The organism is Deltaproteobacteria bacterium HGW-Deltaproteobacteria-2 (assembly GCA_002840505.1).
Taxonomy (GTDB): Bacteria; Desulfobacterota; Syntrophia; order Syntrophales; family Smithellaceae; genus Smithella.
Genome location: PHBC01000001.1, coordinates 394414 through 412610 on the forward strand (window position 1 = coordinate 394414; position 18197 = coordinate 412610).

At 43.3% G+C, this 18197-nt stretch carries 20 protein-coding genes and 1 tRNA gene; 13 read left to right on the forward strand and 8 right to left on the reverse strand.

The genetic code is table 11. From position 1 onward, the window contains the following. From CVU62_01805 to CVU62_01815, 3 genes are all read left to right on the forward strand, one after another. Entirely contained in the window at positions 1–2274 is a 2274-nt protein-coding gene (locus CVU62_01805) for an enoate reductase (protein ID PKN38958.1), read from the forward strand. An 80-nt stretch (positions 2275–2354) separates the two neighbouring features. Next, positions 2355–2855 carry a hypothetical protein gene (locus CVU62_01810; GenBank protein PKN38959.1) on the forward strand — a complete coding sequence of 167 codons (501 nt, stop codon included), beginning with the start codon at positions 2355–2357 and terminating at the stop codon, positions 2853–2855. 455 nt (positions 2856–3310) lie between these two features. After that, the gene (locus tag CVU62_01815) at positions 3311–3820 is read left to right on the forward strand and encodes an SET domain-containing protein-lysine N-methyltransferase (protein PKN38960.1); all 510 of its coding nucleotides are present in this window, start codon (positions 3311–3313) and stop codon (positions 3818–3820) included. Between the two features lie 77 nt (positions 3821–3897). On the opposite strand, the gene CVU62_01820 is transcribed toward CVU62_01815, so the two are convergent. The 5 genes from CVU62_01820 to CVU62_01840 form a co-directional block, all read right to left on the reverse strand. Further along, the gene (locus CVU62_01820) at positions 3898–5712 is read right to left on the reverse strand and encodes a long-chain fatty acid--CoA ligase (GenBank protein PKN38961.1); all 1815 of its coding nucleotides are present in this window, start codon (positions 5710–5712) and stop codon (positions 3898–3900) included. Positions 5713–6028: 316 nt separating this feature from the next. Further along, positions 6029–6484, reverse strand: a complete 456-nt coding sequence (locus CVU62_01825; GenBank protein ID PKN38962.1) for a flavodoxin — start codon at positions 6482–6484, stop codon at positions 6029–6031. A 17-nt stretch (positions 6485–6501) separates the two neighbouring features. Further along, positions 6502–7059, reverse strand: a complete 558-nt coding sequence (locus tag CVU62_01830; protein PKN38963.1) for a MerR family transcriptional regulator — start codon at positions 7057–7059, stop codon at positions 6502–6504. 54 nt (positions 7060–7113) lie between these two features. Continuing rightward, on the reverse strand, positions 7114–7290 hold the full coding sequence (locus CVU62_01835) for a hypothetical protein (protein PKN38964.1): 177 nt from the start codon (positions 7288–7290) through the stop codon (positions 7114–7116). Positions 7291–7526: 236 nt separating this feature from the next. Then, on the reverse strand, positions 7527–8366 hold the full coding sequence (locus CVU62_01840) for a hypothetical protein (GenBank protein PKN38965.1): 840 nt from the start codon (positions 8364–8366) through the stop codon (positions 7527–7529). Positions 8367–8541: 175 nt separating this feature from the next. Here CVU62_01840 and CVU62_01845 point away from each other — a divergent pair, with 175 nt between their 5' ends. The 8 genes from CVU62_01845 to CVU62_01880 are packed head-to-tail and all read left to right on the forward strand — an operon-like array spanning position 8542 to position 14718. Further along, a complete protein-coding gene (locus CVU62_01845; GenBank protein ID PKN38966.1) occupies positions 8542–8871 on the forward strand; it encodes a transcriptional regulator in 330 nt (109 codons plus the stop codon). A 15-nt stretch (positions 8872–8886) separates the two neighbouring features. After that, entirely contained in the window at positions 8887–9123 is a 237-nt protein-coding gene (locus tag CVU62_01850; GenBank protein PKN38967.1) for a thioredoxin family protein, read from the forward strand. 1 nt (position 9124) lies between these two features. Continuing rightward, positions 9125–10174, forward strand: coding sequence for a hypothetical protein (locus tag CVU62_01855; protein ID PKN38968.1), 1050 nt, complete (start codon positions 9125–9127; stop codon positions 10172–10174). Between the two features lie 32 nt (positions 10175–10206). Next, positions 10207–10644 carry a thioredoxin gene (locus tag CVU62_01860; protein ID PKN38969.1) on the forward strand — a complete coding sequence of 146 codons (438 nt, stop codon included), beginning with the start codon at positions 10207–10209 and terminating at the stop codon, positions 10642–10644. After that, positions 10644–11354 (forward strand): cytochrome C biogenesis protein, encoded by a 711-nt coding sequence (locus CVU62_01865; protein PKN38970.1) that lies wholly within the window; start codon positions 10644–10646, stop codon positions 11352–11354. The genes CVU62_01860 and CVU62_01865 overlap by 1 nt, the downstream gene beginning before the upstream one ends. A 16-nt stretch (positions 11355–11370) precedes the next feature. Continuing rightward, positions 11371–12417: an arsenical-resistance protein gene (arsB, locus tag CVU62_01870; GenBank protein ID PKN38971.1), complete on the forward strand. Its 1047-nt coding sequence runs from the start codon at positions 11371–11373 to the stop codon at positions 12415–12417. A 26-nt stretch (positions 12418–12443) separates the two neighbouring features. Beyond that, positions 12444–13484, forward strand: a complete 1041-nt coding sequence (locus CVU62_01875; protein PKN38972.1) for a hypothetical protein — start codon at positions 12444–12446, stop codon at positions 13482–13484. A 49-nt stretch (positions 13485–13533) separates the two neighbouring features. Beyond that, positions 13534–14718, forward strand: a complete 1185-nt coding sequence (locus tag CVU62_01880) for a radical SAM protein (GenBank protein ID PKN38973.1) — start codon at positions 13534–13536, stop codon at positions 14716–14718. Between the two features lie 110 nt (positions 14719–14828). Here CVU62_01880 and CVU62_01885 read toward each other — a convergent pair whose 3' ends face one another. Then, on the reverse strand, positions 14829–15197 hold the full coding sequence (locus CVU62_01885) for a Rho termination protein (GenBank protein ID PKN38974.1): 369 nt from the start codon (positions 15195–15197) through the stop codon (positions 14829–14831). Positions 15198–15480: 283 nt separating this feature from the next. Between CVU62_01885 and CVU62_01890 the strand changes: the two genes are divergently transcribed. Then, positions 15481–16068 (forward strand): MarC family protein, encoded by a 588-nt coding sequence (locus CVU62_01890; GenBank protein ID PKN38975.1) that lies wholly within the window; start codon positions 15481–15483, stop codon positions 16066–16068. 183 nt (positions 16069–16251) lie between these two features. Further along, positions 16252–16327 (forward strand) — tRNA-Glu (locus tag CVU62_01895). Between the two features lie 76 nt (positions 16328–16403). On the opposite strand, the gene CVU62_01900 is transcribed toward CVU62_01895, so the two are convergent. Both CVU62_01900 and CVU62_01905 read right to left on the reverse strand, forming a co-directional pair. Continuing rightward, positions 16404–16832, reverse strand: coding sequence for a hypothetical protein (locus CVU62_01900; protein ID PKN38976.1), 429 nt, complete (start codon positions 16830–16832; stop codon positions 16404–16406). 118 nt (positions 16833–16950) lie between these two features. After that, the gene (locus tag CVU62_01905) at positions 16951–18129 is read right to left on the reverse strand and encodes a hypothetical protein (GenBank protein PKN38977.1); all 1179 of its coding nucleotides are present in this window, start codon (positions 18127–18129) and stop codon (positions 16951–16953) included. Between the last annotated feature and the right edge of the window lie 68 nt (positions 18130–18197).

Consider the following 18197-nt stretch of genomic DNA (forward strand, 5'->3'; position numbering starts at 1 on the left):
ATGGCAAATAAATACAGCGAACGCATGAAGGCAGTCATAGAAAAATTCGGCACATGGTATGAAGACAAAGCGCGTCTTAATGACGGCATAATAACCTCCAAACTTTATCCCTACACATCGATATTCAGTCCTTTGCAGGTCAACGGCGTGAAGATTAAAAACCGTCTGGTAATGGGGCCAATGGGCAACATCAGCATGGCGGAAGAAACAGGCCGTCCCAATACCAAAATGATACAGTACTTTACGGAAAGGGCAAAAGGCGGTGTCGGCCTGATTACTTCCGGGCTGATACCGATCAGCCACGGCATCGATCCCAGCGTCACGGAAATGGGTGGTCTTTCGTACTTTCCGCGCATTGACGCTTCACGCACGCGCTTTGCCGGCTGGCGGGACATTGCCGAGCGCTGTCACGGCTACGGTGCAAAGTTCTTCATTCAGCTTACCCCCGGCTTGGGACGTGTCGGGTCTCCGGAATGTCTGGTCAACAAATTTAAGCTGCCCGTGTCGGCATCGTGGAATCCCAATTTTTATCTGCCTTCGATACCGTGCCGTCCTCTTTCCGGACGGATGGCGTGGAAAATAATCAAGAATGCCGGGCAGGCATCGTCAGACGCCAAAGCTGCTTTGATTGACGGAGTTTACCTGCACGGACATGAAGGATACCTGCTGGAACAGATGACCAATTCCGCTTTCAACAGAAGGTCGTTCGGCGCTTTTGCCGACTGGCAGAGATTCGGAGTTGAGATAGTCAAAGAAATACGCAAACGCGTCGGCAAATCTTATCCCATCATGTACCGCATTGATCTTTCTCTGGCACTCAACGAAACTTACGGCGCAAGAATGAGCACAGTTAAGTCCCTGCGCAAATTCAAAAACGAGCGCACGGTTGAGCAGTCGCTGGAATATATGGCGGCGCTTGTGCGCGCAGGAGTGGACATGTTCGATGTTGATCTCGGCTGCTATGATAACTGGTGGCTGCCGCATCCTCCCGGATTCATGCCGCCCGGCTGTTTTCTGGAAATATCAAAAATCGTCAAAGATTATTTTGCCCAAAACAATGTACGCTCCAACGCGGGAATGGAAGTGCCGGTGGTGGCGGTGGGCAAGCTCGGTTATCCCGATCTTGCCGAACAGGCGCTACGCGACAAAAAATGCGACATGATTATGCTGGCGCGTCCGCTGCTGGCCGATCCACAGTGGCCGAACAAAGTCTATGCCGGAAAAGTCGATAAGATTTGTCCCTGCATCGGTGATCAGGAAGGCTGCATCAATGAATTTGTTGACGGCGGCCATCCCCAGTGCACAGTAAATCCCCGTACCGGACATGAAGATATCTATAACGGAAGCGAATTGCATCCGTCTAAAAGAATCAAAACCATCGCTGTCGTCGGCGGCGGCCCGGCAGGAGCAAACACTGCGATGATTGCCGCACTCCGCGGACATAAAGTGACGCTTTTTGAAAAAAGAGAGGAAATCGGCGGCATGCTGATTCCGGGCTCTCGTCCGGCAATCAAATTCGATATTCTCAATTATCGGGCATATTTAAAAACAATGCTTGCGGAAACAATGAAAAACCACGATCTCAAAACAGAATATGGACGGGAAGTAAATCTTGATTTTCTGCGCGCCGGCAACTACGACACCATAATCTGCGCTACAGGCACGGTACAGAAACGCCCTCCGGCTAAAAATATAGATGCGCCTCATGTCGTCCTGGCGGTTGATCTTCTTCGCGATCCTTCTATTGCTGAAAGTGCAAAAGATATCGTCATCGTCGGAGGAGGATCTGTCGGCTGTGAAACAGCTTATTTTCTTGTTCATGAAAAAAAGAAGAACGTTAAAATAATTGAAATGCTCCCCGAAATAATGAAAGGTGTTTGCACCTCTAATCGCGGTTTCCTCATTCATTATCTGGAAAAAATGGGAGTGGAATTATTGAACTGCTCGATGCTTAAGGAAGTCGGCAACAAAGAAGTTCTTGTAGAACAAAACGTATCGAAAACAGTGCCCGATCCTTACATCACATGGACACCGATCGTACCGGAAAATATCGAAAATCCCTTTGCCAAGAAGATTAAAGATGAACTTCAGTCGCGGACACTCAAAGCCGATCTTGTCGTCTTATCGGCCGGAGCGCGCCCCGGCGACGAACTGTATTACGCGTGTTTGGCGGCCAACATCACACCCGAGCTGTATAACATCGGCGATTCATTTGCCTGCGGAAGATTACTGGAAGCCGTAAGGGCGGCATATCAGCTTGCCATCGTTGTGTAGGAAAGGTTTTTTTCACTATTCACCTTTCACTTTTCACTTTTAACCTTGCACCATGACTATTGAAAAAAGTGAGGTGAGCTATGAAGAAGAAAGATTATCTCCGGCTGGTTTTGATTTTTGCCATCTTTTTTTTAGCCTTGGGTGGCTGGCTGCTTCATCTACGGATACATCCGATTGCCAAAGACGCAGAAAATTACATACCCCTTGTGGCCGGGTTTATCAGCGTTTTAGTCATTCCCTTCTTATTTATTTTTCGATCAACAATTTCTTTTGCTTATCTTCTCAATGGTATGACGGTAATTATCGGTACAATTACCATGACTCATTTTACTATCGAAAATCCCCCGCAAGAATGGACATTGCAGACAATCTTCTTGGGAACGCTTCTGGCCGATGTAATACTGCTTTGGGGGAAATTTGCCGTGGGTAAAGCCCTTTATGATCTTGACGCTGTAATAAACCGGCCCGACGCGGAGAGAAACCGCGGCAGATTTTTCCGCTTTCCGAATATGGGCTTTTGGTTTGTGCACCTTGTCACATTAACCATCGTTTATATGATCGGTAGTTATTTTTGGAAATAAAAGGAGGTTGTTATGAAATATTTTATGTTATTCCAGCCGGGCTGGTGGGTATTACATGTTCTGGCTATTTTGCTGCTGCTTTTGATAGGTCATCTATAAACCGTTAAGTCGCGTAACCTGTGAGAAGTGAAGATGAAGGGTAAATAGTAAGAAAAGTTACAAGTGAAGTTCGATATCCAGCCGCCCTTGTCATTCCCCGGCTCTCTTCCGGGCAGATGCCTGGTGACCTGGGAATCCAGAGCTTTCCTTTTCATGTCTAACCACAGGGAGACATTTTTTGTCCTTTCTCTCTTCACCATTCACTATTCACTATTCACCTTTCACCCTTCACTTTGTCCCTCCGAGTGTAATGATTACAGAAATAGTCTGAAGTTAATAATTTTCATCTTGACCATTAAGTTCATTTTTTGTATACACGCCCACCAAATCACCCATGAGGTAGGACTTATCGATTAATGCAAGAAGAAAATAAATTTAAGCAAGCCACCAGGACGGCCAATCCCAGGTCAAAGACATCTAACAGAGGTCGCCGCATCCAGATACGCAAATCAGGCATCCACGGCAAGGGCGTCTATGCCATACGTCCCATCAAGGCCGGCGACAAGGTCTTGGAGTATAAGGGAGAGATCATAACTTGGAAGAAAGCCCTGGACCGTCATCCCCACGACGAAAGCCAGCCCAATCACACTTTCTATTTCCACCTGGATGACGGCCACGTCATCGACGCCAAGCACACTGGCAACTCCGCCAAATGGATTAATCACTCCTGCGAACCAAATCTGGAAGCCGAACAGGATGGCTACCGCATCGTCCTTAAAGCCCTGCGCGACATCAATGCCGGCGAGGAACTATCTTACGATTACGGTCTGGTGATCGACGCTCGCCGGACATCCAAGCTAAAGAAAGAATACGCCTGCTTGTGCCGCGCCAACAATTGTCGCGGCACCATGCTGAACTGTAAATAATAATAAGTTTTAAGATTTAAGGGTTAAGGGTTAAGGGTTTAATCTTTAAACTTAATTATTTAAATCTTCACTATGAACTATTTATAAAGCGCTTCGATTTTATCCTTTAATTTTGTAAGAACAACATTACGTTTAAGTTTCATTGTCGGTGTCAGTGTGCCATTATCCAGACTGAATGGTTCCGGAATAAGCAGAAATTTTTTGGGTATTTCATAACCGCCGAACTTTCCTTTCAGATGATTCATAATATCCTCGCTGATCATATCGATAATATCCTGACGCGCAACCAGTGTTTGAATATCACCCGGCAATCCTTTTTCTTTGGCGTAATTCAGCAGAACTTCAGGATCAGGAACGACAATGCAAATGTTGAAAGGCCGGTTCAAGCCGTAAATGACTGCCTGCTGAACAAAATGAACTAGACAGATTTCTTCTTCTAAAGCAACGGGGAAGCAGAATTTTCCATTTTCCAGTTTGTACTGTTCTTTGATGCGGCCGGTGATATAGAGAAATCCATCCTTATCCAGTCGGCCGCGATCTCCGGTGCGAAAGCCACCGTCTGGTGTCATGGCAGCTTTCGTGTCTTCAGGTCTGTTGTGATAGCCCTTCATGACATTGGGGCCGTAAATAATAATTTCACCGTCCGTCGCGCCTTCTTCAACTACGGACTGGTCGATAACGATTTTGACTTTCTCAATAGCCTTGCCGACACTGCCTAATCGGTAATCAAGGGAGCCATTCATTGCGGCTGCCGGCGATGTTTCCGTCAGACCGTAGCAATCGTAGATGGGAATGCCTATATCGAAGAAGAACTGAGCAATTTCTGGGTTCATGGCCGCACTGCCGCTCATTGAACCCATTAGTCTGCCACCGAGACGCTCTCTTATTTTTTTGAAAACAATCTTATCCGACAGTTGGAATTTAAGGTTAGTCATGAGATCGGATTTCCCTTTTGCCGCCAGTTCCCGTTTTTTCCTCGCAGCTTCAACACCCATCACAAAGAGAGTTTTTGCCAATCCTCCTTCCTTGTTCATCTTAGTCCAAAGACCATCGTAAATCCTGTTGAAGACGCGAGGCACAGCAACCATAAATGTGGGTCTTACTTGAAGGATGTCATTGACAATTGTTGATGGACTTTCCGCCAAACCCATAGCTCCGCCAAGATACGTAAGCGCAAATAATTCAGCAGTTTGACCGAATGAATGGGCCCAGGGCAGAATAACCAGATTCACAACTTCATTCTCTTGAAGTTCAGGATACAACTTCATACCTGCCAATGCATTGCTGGTAAAATTGCCGTGGGATAGCAAAACGCCTTTGGGATTGCCGGTTGTGCCGGATGTGTAGATGAGCTCCGCAATGTCGTCAGATTGAGGACGTTGGGAAGGAACCGCTTTTGCCGCACCCATTTTTTCAACCGCGGCCATTGAGTGTTCTCCTTCGGCATCAATGACGAATATATGCTTAAGGGTAGCGATATCTTTAGGGAAATCCTTTATTTTTTCATAAATTTCCGGCTTTGAAACAAAGAGGACGTTTATCTGACTGTCGGTAATGATGTATTTCCATACCTGAAGCAGCTCCGCTTCATACATAGGAACAAAACGTGCAACTCGTCCCCATGTGGCAAAAGCGGCAACAGCCCATTCCACACGGTTGTTGGCGATTATTCCGACGGCGTCGCCGTTGCCAATTCCAAGTTGGGCAAGCCCTGCACGGAGATTGTTAATCCGTGTGTCGACCTCTTTAAATGTTACCCACTCGTAAACACCGTTTTTGTTTTTCGTCCCGAAAAGTCTTCGATCGGCAAATTTGGCAGCGCTCTCTTCCCACCAATCAATCAAATTGTCCGGCTTGTCTAATGTCCAGGTATGCATTTGAAATTCCTCCATTATTTTACTTACACGCGGGGAATTTCATCCCCTGCGGGTTTTTACGACAATACTCCACCCCCCACAGGTTTAATTACTATAAGGCATTTTTCTAAAAAATTCAATCAAAACGTGAAACATATTAAACAATTAATAAACCAGTCGGTAAACATGGTTCCTAATAAATTAAGGAAAAGAGGTGCAAGAAGAAAATAACTGCATTACTGGACATAAAATTGTGCTGTAATTATTATTCTTGTCATGGTGTCGAAAACACTAACTGATATAATAACAAAGACTTATATTTCAGATTTCGCTGTAGAATTAATAATATCTGTTAATAGATGCCCATCTGGCAACCACCGGCGATGGTTGCGCCCAGTTCAACACATTGAGCAAGAATTTCTTTTGTAATCTCACCCTTGGCTATAACCGGCTGAAAAACAGTTTTAAATTTATAGCCCAGCGCGATGCGATCGATAGCTCTTAGTGCTCCTGTGCCGTCGTTTCCCGCACTGATGAACACAACAAAAGGTTTACGAAAGACCTTTTCATGCGCGCTGTAATAAGTGCGGTCAAAAAAATCCTTCACCATCCCGGACATGTAACCAAAGTTCTCCGGCGTGCCGATAGCCAGACCGTCGGCTGTCAAAAGATCTTCCAGCGTGGCGTCTGCGGCCTTCTTCAAGATCACTTCCACGCCTTCGATAGACTTTGCACCTTCAGCAACAGCCTGCGCCATCTTTTGAGTTTTCCCTGTCTGCGAATGATAAACGATTAATATTTTAGCCATATTTTATCTGCCATCTCTCACTTTTTCCTTTGATGTATCTGTTTTATTTTTTGGCATCTTTTCCTGATCAGAAGAATTTCTTCGCCGAGGAGACCCAGGGATTCCAGAAAATCCTGATGTGCTTCAGGCGATGACGTTTCGAACTCCGTATGCCAGCGTTCCATACCGTTCTCATCCAAACCGGCCTTGCGCAAGTATTTGATCCATTTTTCTTTCGTTAAAACGCGTGTCGAACGGATCAGCGTTTTATCATCCAGCAGACTGAGAATAAATTTTTGCTGCTGGCGTAGACGGCTGATTTCATCATTAATGTCCTTGAGCCTCCGGTGTAATATTTCCGTGCGATGTGATGAGCCGCCGCTGACAAGTTTTCTAATCACTCTTAATGGAATGCCGGCATTCCGCAACCGGGAAATTTCTTCCATCAGCAGATAGTCCTGTTCGGAATAAATACGATAATCCGCCCCGCTTCTTTCCCGCGGCGACAGAAGTCCGATTTTGTCATAATAAAGAAGCGTGCTTCTCGACAATCCAAATTTTTTGGCAATCTCCGAAATAGTATAGGTCACAGACATCCCTGAAATATGCCCAGACCGACACCTCTGCAATACCGGAACGGGGCTCATTGTTTATAGACTTCTTACTTCTTTGATCCTCTTCGCATCCAGACCAAGCCATTCAAGAAAGTTCTGATGACCCTGAGGGTTTTTCTCTTCAAAAAGGCAATGCCACTTTTTCATGTCGGCATCTTTCAGTCCGATCTCACGAAATAATTCAACCCACTGTTCAACAGTTACTTTGCCCATTTTTCTCATCCTTTCACTTTTATTTTTTTCATGGCCAATGGTAACGCGAATCTTAAACTATGAAGTTATAGACGGGTCAAGAAGTATTTTAATGAAACTTAGTGGCACTCGCTGAGAGCGAACGAGATGAAGCGCGAAGCGTAAGAGGGACTATACCAAGCGCTTTGGGATAATAAGCATAAAAAGTAAAATCCCCTTTAATCCCCCTTTAAAAAAGGAAAATAAAAATAAATGGTTCAAAACGGATCGGGTACAAAATCGAAATCAAACGTAATTATCCCAACTTTAGTTCTGATTTTTATGGGAATCTTTTTTTCATCTGCCGTTACCCAAATTTTAAGCTGCGGATTGTCGCTCTTTTTTACCACTTTATCTTTTTCCAGTTTATCCAGCATATTCATATTAGGCGTGATTTCAATGGTGTCGTAAGTTTTTTCTCCGATTTCAACTTTACTTCTTTTGCCAACAATCGCTCGGACTTCAATGTTGAGATTGCCATCTGTCATCGGTATAATAATCTCTGAGTTTTCTTTAAGACTCTGATAGCGAAGAACGTAAAAAAGACCCAGCGGATCGACGGTTCCCGGCGAAATATTAATCGGCCGTCTTGTCTCGCCGAAATTAGTGTAAGTAGCTTTGAGATTTTCCCAGTCAAATTTTATGTTTTCATCACGCGGATGTTCACTTTCTGTTTTCTTTTTATAGAAAACGCTGTGAGTCATTCCGCTATCAACATAGGAATCCTGCCTTTCCCGTATTTTATAAACGAGATCTACTACTTTGCTGGTTTTTGTGGTCATAACAAAGTGGTAGGATTCAACGCCATTGAATATTTCTTTAGGAAGGACCTCCAGCGTGAGCTCTCCGGCGGGAATTATCCCCCATCTCCCATTATACTTCAGTTTTTCTCCTACATGAAAAGGGATTACCTTGTCCGGTTCTTTGGCGGCAGTGTTGATGATGGCAAAATTCAGAAATATTATGCATAATAAAACAAAAAGAATGTATTTGGCAAATCCTCTATGAACACTTTTCTTTATCAAAAGAATTACAGCATTTCTGTCCTGTAAAATCATTCTATTAACCTTTCTACCTTTATGATGCTTTTATATCATATATTAAGCCGGATTTCAGTTATTATTAGAATATGCCGAAATGGCCGGTTTACGATAACGATACGTACCGAATAGCTATTGACACGGCATGGCTATTTGGCTATATTGCCAAATACATATACGAGGGGGATCGAAAATGAAAAGTAATATAAAAACCCGGCATGAAGCGCGGGCGAAAATTATTAAGGCAATGGCGCACCCAAGCCGCCTGTTCATTATCGAGGAATTAAACAAGCGTAAATGTTGCGTCCATGAACTGACAGAAATGATCGAGGTCGACACATCCACAGTCTCCAAGCATTTGAGTGTTTTGAAAAATGCCGGGCTGGTTACCGATGAAAAACGGGGGAATTCCATCTTCTACAGTCTGCGTTGCCCCTGCATCATGGATTTTGTCAGTTGTGTAGAAGATGTACTTTCTTCCAACGCCAAAGAACACGTAAATATTCTGAAGTGCTGTAAATAGCGAAAGGATTAAATTATGAAAATAGCAATACTGGGTATGGGTTGCGCGACCTGCAACAAACTGGAAGATACGGTTCGTCTTGCTGTCAAAGAAACGGGTATTGACGCGCAGATAGATCATGTCAAAGACATTAAGCAAATTATGGCCTACGGTGTAATGACAACTCCCGCTTTGGTGATTGACGGAAAAGTTGTAACGGCAGGTAAACTTCCAACTCTGGCGGATATTAAAAAGATGATCGGCGGTAAATAAAATGGCTGAGTGCTGTAACACGGATAATGGCAACAAGAAAAAAATAAATTATTATATTCCGTTTGTGCTGATTCCTTTAGCGGTTGTGATTTATATTTTTCTGGAAAGAGGCGTTGATTATTTCGTCTATGAAATACTCAATCTGGACAAATCATCTCACTTGACCGAAGCAATCCGATTTTTTCTCTACGACACGCCCAAGGTTTTTATCCTGCTTACTGTCATTGTTTTTGTTGTGGGTATTATCCGCTCATACTTCTCGCCGGAAAAAACCAGAAAAGCGCTGGAAGGGAAACCCTTGTTCGCCGGTAATGTCATGGCCGCGGGGCTCGGCGTTTTAACGCCTTTTTGTACCTGTTCGGCCATACCGCTTTTTATCGGCTTTGTGGAAAGCGGTATTCCGCTGGGCGTTACCTTTTCTTTTCTTGTGGCCGCACCGATGATTAATGAAGTCGCGCTGGTTCTGCTCTTCGGCCTCTTCGGCTGGAAAACTGCTCTGCTCTATGCTACCACCGGATTGCTTATCGCTATCGTTTCCGGCTGGGTGATCGGCAAACTAAAAGTAGAGCGCTTTGTCGAAGAATGGGTTTATGAAATCAAAGCCGGTGATTTACAGATGGAAGAACAAAAGATTTCTTTCATCGATAGAATTCAGGCTGGCTATACCGCTGTTGTCGATATAGTTTCCAAGGTCTGGATTTACATTGTGGCGGGCATTGCCGTCGGCGCGGCCGTTCACGGCTATGTGCCGGAAAACTTTATGGCCTCGATTATGGGCAAGGACGCGTGGTGGTCGGTTCCTTTAGCAGTGCTAATCGGCGTTCCGCTTTATTCCAACGCGGCAGGCATCATCCCGATTCTGCAGGCACTGCTCGAAAAGGGCGCGTCCCTCGGCACTGCGCTGGCGTTTATGATGTCGGTAATCGGACTATCGCTTCCGGAAATGATCATTTTAAGAAAAATTATCAAATTGCCGCTGATTGTAATATTTATAAGTGTCGTTGCCACAGGCATTATGATTGTAGGCTTCCTGTTTAATATAATCTATTAAAATTGACTTCAACATTAAGGAGATTATGACACATGAAATTGCGTTCAAAATTATCTATTGTAACTGCGATACTACTGACTGTTTTTACCTTCTTCATGCTTTCAATGGATTACCGTGATGCATCCGCTCAAGTTACTTCCGATAAACCGGCGGCAACAAAAGCACCTGACAAAGCGAAATCCGATGGCATATTGGTCACATTTGTTGAAATCGGTGCGGCCAGGTGCATTCCCTGCAAGGCCATGCAGCCGATCATGAAAGCTGTGGCAGAAGAATATAAGGGGCAGGTCATGGTTGTCTTTCACGATGTCTGGACGCCACAAGGTAAAGTCGATGGGATGAAATACAATATCCGGGTAATCCCGACACAGGTATTTCTGGATAAAAACGGCAAGGAATATTACCGCCATGAAGGTTACTTTCCAAAAGATGAGCTTGTCAAAGTAATCAAGATGCAAGGTGTCAAATAATGATCGTTGAGTTGTTTACCTGGCTTACGAATGCCCTGACCCAATCGCCGGATATTGCCATTGGCGCCGCGTTTATCTGGGGGGTGCTTTCAGTCATTCTGTCGCCTTGTCATATCGCGTGTATTCCCCTGATAGTTGGTTTCATTGACGGGCAGGGAAACATCTCCACAGGGCGGGCATTCGGCCTTTCGCTGCTTTTCGGATTAGGTATTCTGATTACCATTGGCATTATTGGACTCATCACGGGACTTGCGGGAAGAATGATCGGCGATATAGGCGGCTATGGCAGCTACTTTGTGGCTGTTGTTTTCTTTGCTGTCGGTCTTAATTTGCTGGGAATATTGCCGCTTCCTTTTATGGAAGGCGGAGCCGCGAATCCTAATTATAAAAGAAAAGGGTTCCTCGCAGCTTTCATTTTGGGACTTTTGTTCGGCATTGCTTTAGGACCCTGCACCTTTGCATATATGGCCACAATGTTGGGAGTTGTTTTCAGCATAGCTTCCACTAAAATCGTTTTTGCGCTTTCCCTGCTTCTGGCTTATGGTATCGGACACTGCACGGTTCTTGTTTTAGCGGGCACATTCACAGAAGTCGTTGAGCACTATCTCCATTGGAGCGAAAAATCAAAAGGCGCGGTTATTCTCAAGAAGGCTTGCGGCATTCTTGTGATTATAGGCGGCGTCTATTTAATACTTTTAAACATATTATAATCGGGAGGATATAATTATGTCGGAACACGTTGCCAGTCGATTATCTTTTTTGGATCGCTTCCTCACTTTGTGGATTTTCGCCGCCATGCTTTTAGGAGTAGGCCTTGGCTATTTTATTCCCGGAGTGGAAAGTTTTATTAATAAATTTCAGGTGGGCACAACGAATATTCCCATCGCCGCCGGACTTATTCTGATGATGTATCCTCCTTTTGCCAAAGTGAAATACGAAGACTTACCGGAAGTTTTCCATAACGGAAAAGTTCTTGGATTATCACTTGTGCAAAACTGGTTTATCGGACCGGTCTTAATGTTTATCCTGGCGATTGTGTTTCTGCCGGACAAGCCTGAATACATGGTGGGTTTAATCATGATTGGGCTCGCACGCTGTATCGCGATGGTTATTGTCTGGAATGAACTGGCCAAAGGTAACACGGAGTACGCAGCCGGTCTCGTTGCTTTCAATAGTATTTTTCAGGTTCTTTTTTACAGCGCTTTTGCCTGGTTTTTTATTACCGTCCTGCCGCCCTATTTCGGATTTTCCGGCAGTATTGTAGAGGTAAGTATCGGACAGATTGCCAAAAGCGTTTTCATCTACCTGGGCATTCCCTGCATTGCCGGTGCTCTGACCAGACTAATCGGTGTGAAGCTCGTGGGGAAAGAAAAATATCATGCGCGATTTGTTCCGCTGATCTCTCCGCTGACACTTATTGCTTTGCTTTTCACCATTGTGGTGATGTTCAGTCTGAAAGGCAACCTGATTATTACACTCCCACTGGACGTTGTAAGAATTGCTATTCCACTGCTTATTTATTTTGTGGTTATGTTTTTAGTATCGTTCTATCTGGGAAAAAAAATGGGAGCAGACTATTCCAAAACAACTACGCTGGCCTTTACGGCGGCAAGCAACAATTTTGAATTAGCGATTGCCGTGGCCATTGCCGTCTTCGGTATAAATTCCGGAGCGGCTTTCGCGGCTGTCATCGGCCCACTGGTGGAGGTTCCGGTGATGATCGCTTTAGTAAATGTTGCCTTGACGTTTCAGCAGAAATATTTCCGGCAATAGACACATTTTGAAGGAGACCCGATATTGTGAAGATAACGGAAGGCGTTAAAAAATATCGCAACATTATCACAATCGTTTTGGCGCTGATCGGCATCGGGATCATGGCGTATTACGACTACTGCGATACGACTTGCAGTTATTTGAAAGGTGATATTTTTGGAATTGACCTCAAATTTGTCGGCATCGCTTATATGGCAGTGATTATCGCTTTTACCGCCTTCAAGCAAATGAATTATGTCAGGGCGCTGCTGGCGGCTGGTCTGGGTGTGGAAGTTCATCTTTATGCTTTTCAGGTGCAAAATGACGTGTATTGTCCTTTTTGTCTGGCTTTTTCAATCATGTTGATTTTATCGTTCATCATTAACTATGAGATTCCCTCCGCCTGGCGCGGAAACCACAGCAGGATGTGGCTATATTTTCTTGGAGAGGTTGATTTTCCTATGTTTAAAATAAATAAACTGCCGTTGTTGATCTTCAGTTTGTTAGGATATTTAACTGTTTTATTGACTTTTTCCGGTTCCGTCACACCCGTCTATGGACAAACAACTGGCGGAGTGGTCCCTACTCTGGGCAAAGGGGAATATGAAATTGTAATATTTGCCGACTATTTCTGTCCGCCCTGCCGGCGCATTGATACAAAGGCAGAACCACTATTGAAGGAATTGCTGAATTCCGGCAAGGTAAAAATAGAATTTGTTGATGTTCCCTTTCATAGCGCCACGCCTATTTACGCCAAATATTACCTCTATGCGGTAAATGCCAATGCTGACGCGAGCAACGTTATGAATGTCCGAAAAATACTTTTTGACGCGGCACAGGACAGACACATCCAGACAGAAGAAGCTCTGATCGCTTATCTGAAAGAACAAAATATTTCATGGAAAACAATGGATGAAAAATCCACTTTTCCGATCTTGAGCACCATAATTAAAAAAAATAAAATTGATCGGACTCCCTCCTGTGTCATTCGATATTCTGTAAAGGATGTCAAAAAATTCATCGGTGATGATGAAATTTGGAATGGACTGGTTAAATTGAAAGAGCATATATCAGTCGGGAAAAAGTAATCTCTGGAACTGCACCGGTTGTGTAGATCGAAAAAATATTAATTGAGAAATGAACGTCAAACGAAAAGCAAACAACAAGGGCCAGCCGTTAAAAGATCCTCTCAGAAGGTTTTCTCTTTTTTCAACAAAGCCTCCTCTTTCGAAGCTCTACATTGAACCCACCACTCAGTGTAATCTTCAGTGCCGTACCTGTATCCGAAACTCATGGGATGAGCCTATCGGCTCCATGGATATGACCATCTACCGAAAGCTGCTCTCTGATCTTAAGGATTTTAAAACGCTGAATACCATAGCCTTCTGGGGCTACGGTGAACCGCTTGCACATCCGGAAATTGTTAATATGGTCGCTGAGTCTCATGAAATTGGTCTGAAAACAGAGGTCATCACCAACGGCCATCTTATTGATAAGGATACGGCAAAGGGCTTTATTCAGGCTGGTCTGGATACACTTGTTGTCTCTGTTGACGGAACCAACCAGGCATCATACGAAGATGTTCGCATTGGTGGAGACCTATCCAGAGTGGAAGAAAATATCAGAGGACTGAACTTGCTGCGCGCAAAGATGTCCGGGAAGAAGCTCGATCTCGGCCTGGAGTTTGTCATTATGAAGAGCAATATTCACCAACTTCCTGATCTTGCGCATAAGGCACACTCCATGAAAGCAGACTTTATCATGTTGACTAATCTTCTTCCGTGCACGGAAGATATGAAGGATGAAATCCTCTATTGGATCAGTGCCACAATAAATGAAAACGAGGAGCGTCCCAAATGGTCTCAGGAACTAATGCTGCCCCGAATGGATTTTCGTACCGAATACCTAACCCCGCTTATGGAATTTTTGAAAAGGCTGGATAGGCCTATGCCGGAGATTAGAGATATTCCTCAAGAATATTGTTGCCCTTTTGTTCAGAGGGGTTCCGCGGCAATTACCTGGTCAGGGGATGTAAGTCCATGCATCGCGCTTATGCATTCTTACCGTTGTTACATTCTGGGCAGAGAAAAATTCATTAAGAGATATTCTGTTGGAAATATCGCCCAGGAAAAGATTGGTGATATCTGGAATAAAAATAACTATCAGAACTTTCGAGATCGGGTGCTTACTTTTGATTTTTCACCTTGCGTCCAATGCAGCGGTTGTAGCTATTCCGAGACGAACGAAGAAGATTGTTTCGGAAATGCTCACCCCGTGTGCGGTGATTGTCTCTGGGCAAGAAGTGTTCTGTTGTGCCCATAAATTTTACATCAAGCCAGATATAATTAAGCCACGCTTTTGCGCGGCTTAATTATATCAGCGGTGCAAATACTCGAAGACTAATCCTGTTATTTTCTAACTTATTAAACTTTTCAGACAGCAGCAAGGCGTCTTGATTTTTTCTTCAGTTGGCTTATCTGGTGCCTCAATCGGGATGATTTCTCGTTTTCTTTAGATTCCAGTGCCTGCCATCTCAGAGTTTTCAACTCACGAATTTTCGCCTTCAGCTCAGATTTGGTCATCTTGATTTTGCCTATATGTTTCTTTTTCCTGGCTGGTGCTTCGTCCTTGATACCCCGCGCTTCTTTGATGAAAGCAACGAGTTCCTCCTTCTTCATATCGTGGATTGCTCTTTCATGAGGGATATCCTCGGCAATCTCCCGTAATTCTTTAATGGTCAACTTCTCCAGGTGTTTTTCATCATGTTCTTTATGTTCTTTCTTATGGGTTTCTTCGGACATCGCGCATAAACCTCCTTATTTTTTTAATATTTTGGGAAATCAACATGCAATGCATAAAATAAATTAGAGAATTTTTATACCACAACCGTTGATCTGATTCAACCCCAGCGGAATTACATAAAAAGGATGTGACAAATTCATTAGAGAAAAAGCCGTTAAGGATCAGCCTGATTGATTTGGCTTCAAAATCTCAGAAGAAATATTTTCAGATACATGCTTGATAATAGGATAGATTATAGTTATATTGCTGATAAATCTATTATTTCGGGGAGCTTAAAAGAAGATGAAATCATTCGGACTGTGCTTTATTCCTCTTTTTGTAGCTGTCGATGCCATTGGCGTATTACCTTTATTTATGAATCTCACAGAAGACATCGAGCAGAGCAAAATCAAAAAAATTATTATTCAGTCAATGATTACGGCATTAATTGTCGCTCTTGCTTTTATCGCCGTGGGCACGGCAACGTTAAAGTTGCTGGGCATCAGCGTTGCCGACTTCATGATCGCAGGGGGAACACTTCTTTTTGTAATTTCCATCCGGGATCTCCTTTCCACCGAGAAAAAAAATTATGCGATTGACCTGGAAAGCATGGGCGCAGTACCCATCGGCGTACCGCTAATCACAGGGCCAGCCGTGTTGACTACATCCATGCTTTTGATTAACGAGCATAGTTTGTTTATTACGTCTTTGGCTATTATTACCAATATTTTGATTGCCGGCGCCGTATTTTTCATGGCCCCACTTATCAACCGGATTATTGGAAAAACAGGTTCCAAGACGATATCTAAAATTACCAGCCTGCTTCTGGCTGCGATCGGTGTAATGATCATCCGCCGAGGTATTGCCATATTTATTGCTCATGGTATCTGATTCTACGTGTCATTCGACACTATTTAGCACTTTGGCAATCAATATTGCAGTAACCTATATATTTCGATACCTTATTCGACCTGTATATTCCTTTAAATTTCTTGATAAATATTTTTTGAGCCAATACTTGACATTATGACTTTAACAATATATAAGGCGCAACCTGTATAAAAAGGCCAGGATGTCCCCATCGTCTAGAGGCCTAGGACACGGGCCTTTCACGCCTGTAACCGGAGTTCGAATCTCCGTGGGGACGCCAAATATACATTTAAAAAGGGCAACTTGGGAAAAGTTGCCCTTTTTGTTTATCTAAAATCTAAATTTAAATTTGAATCTTATTCTTCTTTTTTCTTACTTGACTTCTTTTTTGTTGCTTCTTCATCTGCGTCAGCTGACTGTTTTTTAGGTTTTTTCGGTGCTTCTCCATCCGAAGCAGCCGGTTGCTTCTTTGGTTCTTTATCAGCCTTCTTTTGTTTCGGCTGGGCCTGTTTTGGTTCCGCTTTTTCCTCTTTTTTCGCCGCTAGTTCAGCCTGTTTTTGCACTTTAGCTTGCGCTAACACTTCGGTAAGTTTAACAAATTTCTCAAACGCCGCAATCCTTACATTAGTCTCTTTTATTTTTGATTTCAGGCTTTTAACAAGAGGATCTTTTTGAACTTTATCTTCACCAATCCCTTTTTGAGCCAGTTGCTGCAAACGCAAATCAAGTTTTTTTTGAAATATCTTGAGCTGTTCAATTCTCACATCCTTGCTTTTTGATGCCATTTTTCCCTCTCCTTGTGTTTATTAAATAGTTTATATCTGATAGCAATATTTTCGCCTGAAAGCTATAAATTTATTACCATTTATAAGATTAATTTTCTATTAAAATCACCGCCATTTTTTATCTTCTTTCCATAAGCCCTATGACTTCAATATGCTCCGTTTGCGGAAACATATCCACAGGTAACAGACTCCGTAAATAATAACCACTTTCATTTAAATATTTAACATCCCGCGCCTGCGTAGCCGGATTGCAGGAAACATAAATGATCTTAAGCGATTGCAAATCTACAATTGTTTTCAACAACTCTTTTTCACAACCACTCCGGGGAGGGTCAAGGATAATCAAATTAATTTTATCTTCTGGCGGTAAAATGTTCTTTCGTAATACGTCTTCGACATCTCCGCAAATAAATTTTACGTTTTTTACACCGGCGCTTTCAGCGTTTATTTGCGCATATTTTACTGATTTTTCATTTATTTCAATCCCTATAACATTTTTAGCATAGGACGAAAGAAAAATAGAAAATAGTCCGCTACCGCAATAGGCATCAACTAAGGTATTTATTTCACTATTTGCGACCAGTCGGCAAACCTCATCCACCAATTGATCCGTTAAATATAAATTGGCCTGAAAAAATCCATCGCATGGCACCAGAAAATTTTCCCCTTTTACGACCCTGAAAATTGATTCTTTTTTGCCCGGTTGCTTGATAGGAAAATCTGACCAAATTGTTAGCTGCTCGTCCTTAATACTTTCTAATTTTTCATTTTCTCGCAGAACACGCATTTTTTTATTAATTGTCTCTTCCATAATTTCACAATGTACGATGTCTACAAGATTGCCGCCGGAAACATCCAAAAAACCAATTTGCCGGCTACTTAACACGTTTTGGGCATGATACTGGGCTTTCCCCCGATAATGATAAACCTTTGGCGAAGCTATTGGCTCTAAAACAGGCGGAGATACAATTTTACCGATTTTCCAAAAAGCCTCCTGTACCTGCTTTTTTTTGATCTGCAACTGATGTTCATAATTTACGTGCTGGTAGCAACAACCACCGCATTTTTCATAATAGCGGCATAAAGGCTTTGCCCTGAATGGAGATGGTTTGATCACTTTTAATATCCTGCCGCGGAGAAATTTCTTTTTCAGCTGAGTAATTTCAATTTCCAGTTCATCGCCGGGAGCTGAAAAGGGAACAAAAGCCACAAAATTATCAATACGACCTACCCCCGCCCCGCCGAAAGCAACTGACTCAATTTTGATTATCGCACGATCTTTTATCTGCAAAATCACCCTCCTTTATGTAGATACCATATTGATAAAGTAACCGTCAACTTCAGGCAGTATTTTTCTTTACAACT

Coding starts and splice junctions, on each gene's coding strand:
- CVU62_01805 (PKN38958.1), top strand. CDS start 1: ATGGCAAATAAATACAGCGAACGCATGAAGGCAGTCATAGAAAAATTC.
- CVU62_01810 (PKN38959.1), top strand. CDS start 2,355: ATGAAGAAGAAAGATTATCTCCGGCTGGTTTTGATTTTTGCCATCTTT.
- CVU62_01815 (PKN38960.1), top strand. CDS start 3,311: ATGCAAGAAGAAAATAAATTTAAGCAAGCCACCAGGACGGCCAATCCC.
- CVU62_01820 (PKN38961.1), bottom strand. CDS start 5,712: ATGGAGGAATTTCAAATGCATACCTGGACATTAGACAAGCCGGACAAT.
- CVU62_01825 (PKN38962.1), bottom strand. CDS start 6,484: ATGGCTAAAATATTAATCGTTTATCATTCGCAGACAGGGAAAACTCAA.
- CVU62_01830 (PKN38963.1), bottom strand. CDS start 7,059: ATGTCTGTGACCTATACTATTTCGGAGATTGCCAAAAAATTTGGATTG.
- CVU62_01835 (PKN38964.1), bottom strand. CDS start 7,290: ATGGGCAAAGTAACTGTTGAACAGTGGGTTGAATTATTTCGTGAGATC.
- CVU62_01840 (PKN38965.1), bottom strand. CDS start 8,366: ATGATTTTACAGGACAGAAATGCTGTAATTCTTTTGATAAAGAAAAGT.
- CVU62_01845 (PKN38966.1), top strand. CDS start 8,542: ATGAAAAGTAATATAAAAACCCGGCATGAAGCGCGGGCGAAAATTATT.
- CVU62_01850 (PKN38967.1), top strand. CDS start 8,887: ATGAAAATAGCAATACTGGGTATGGGTTGCGCGACCTGCAACAAACTG.
- CVU62_01855 (PKN38968.1), top strand. CDS start 9,125: ATGGCTGAGTGCTGTAACACGGATAATGGCAACAAGAAAAAAATAAAT.
- CVU62_01860 (PKN38969.1), top strand. CDS start 10,207: ATGAAATTGCGTTCAAAATTATCTATTGTAACTGCGATACTACTGACT.
- CVU62_01865 (PKN38970.1), top strand. CDS start 10,644: ATGATCGTTGAGTTGTTTACCTGGCTTACGAATGCCCTGACCCAATCG.
- arsB (PKN38971.1), top strand. CDS start 11,371: ATGTCGGAACACGTTGCCAGTCGATTATCTTTTTTGGATCGCTTCCTC.
- CVU62_01880 (PKN38973.1), top strand. CDS start 13,534: ATGAACGTCAAACGAAAAGCAAACAACAAGGGCCAGCCGTTAAAAGAT.
- CVU62_01885 (PKN38974.1), bottom strand. CDS start 15,197: ATGTCCGAAGAAACCCATAAGAAAGAACATAAAGAACATGATGAAAAA.
- CVU62_01890 (PKN38975.1), top strand. CDS start 15,481: ATGAAATCATTCGGACTGTGCTTTATTCCTCTTTTTGTAGCTGTCGAT.
- CVU62_01900 (PKN38976.1), bottom strand. CDS start 16,832: ATGGCATCAAAAAGCAAGGATGTGAGAATTGAACAGCTCAAGATATTT.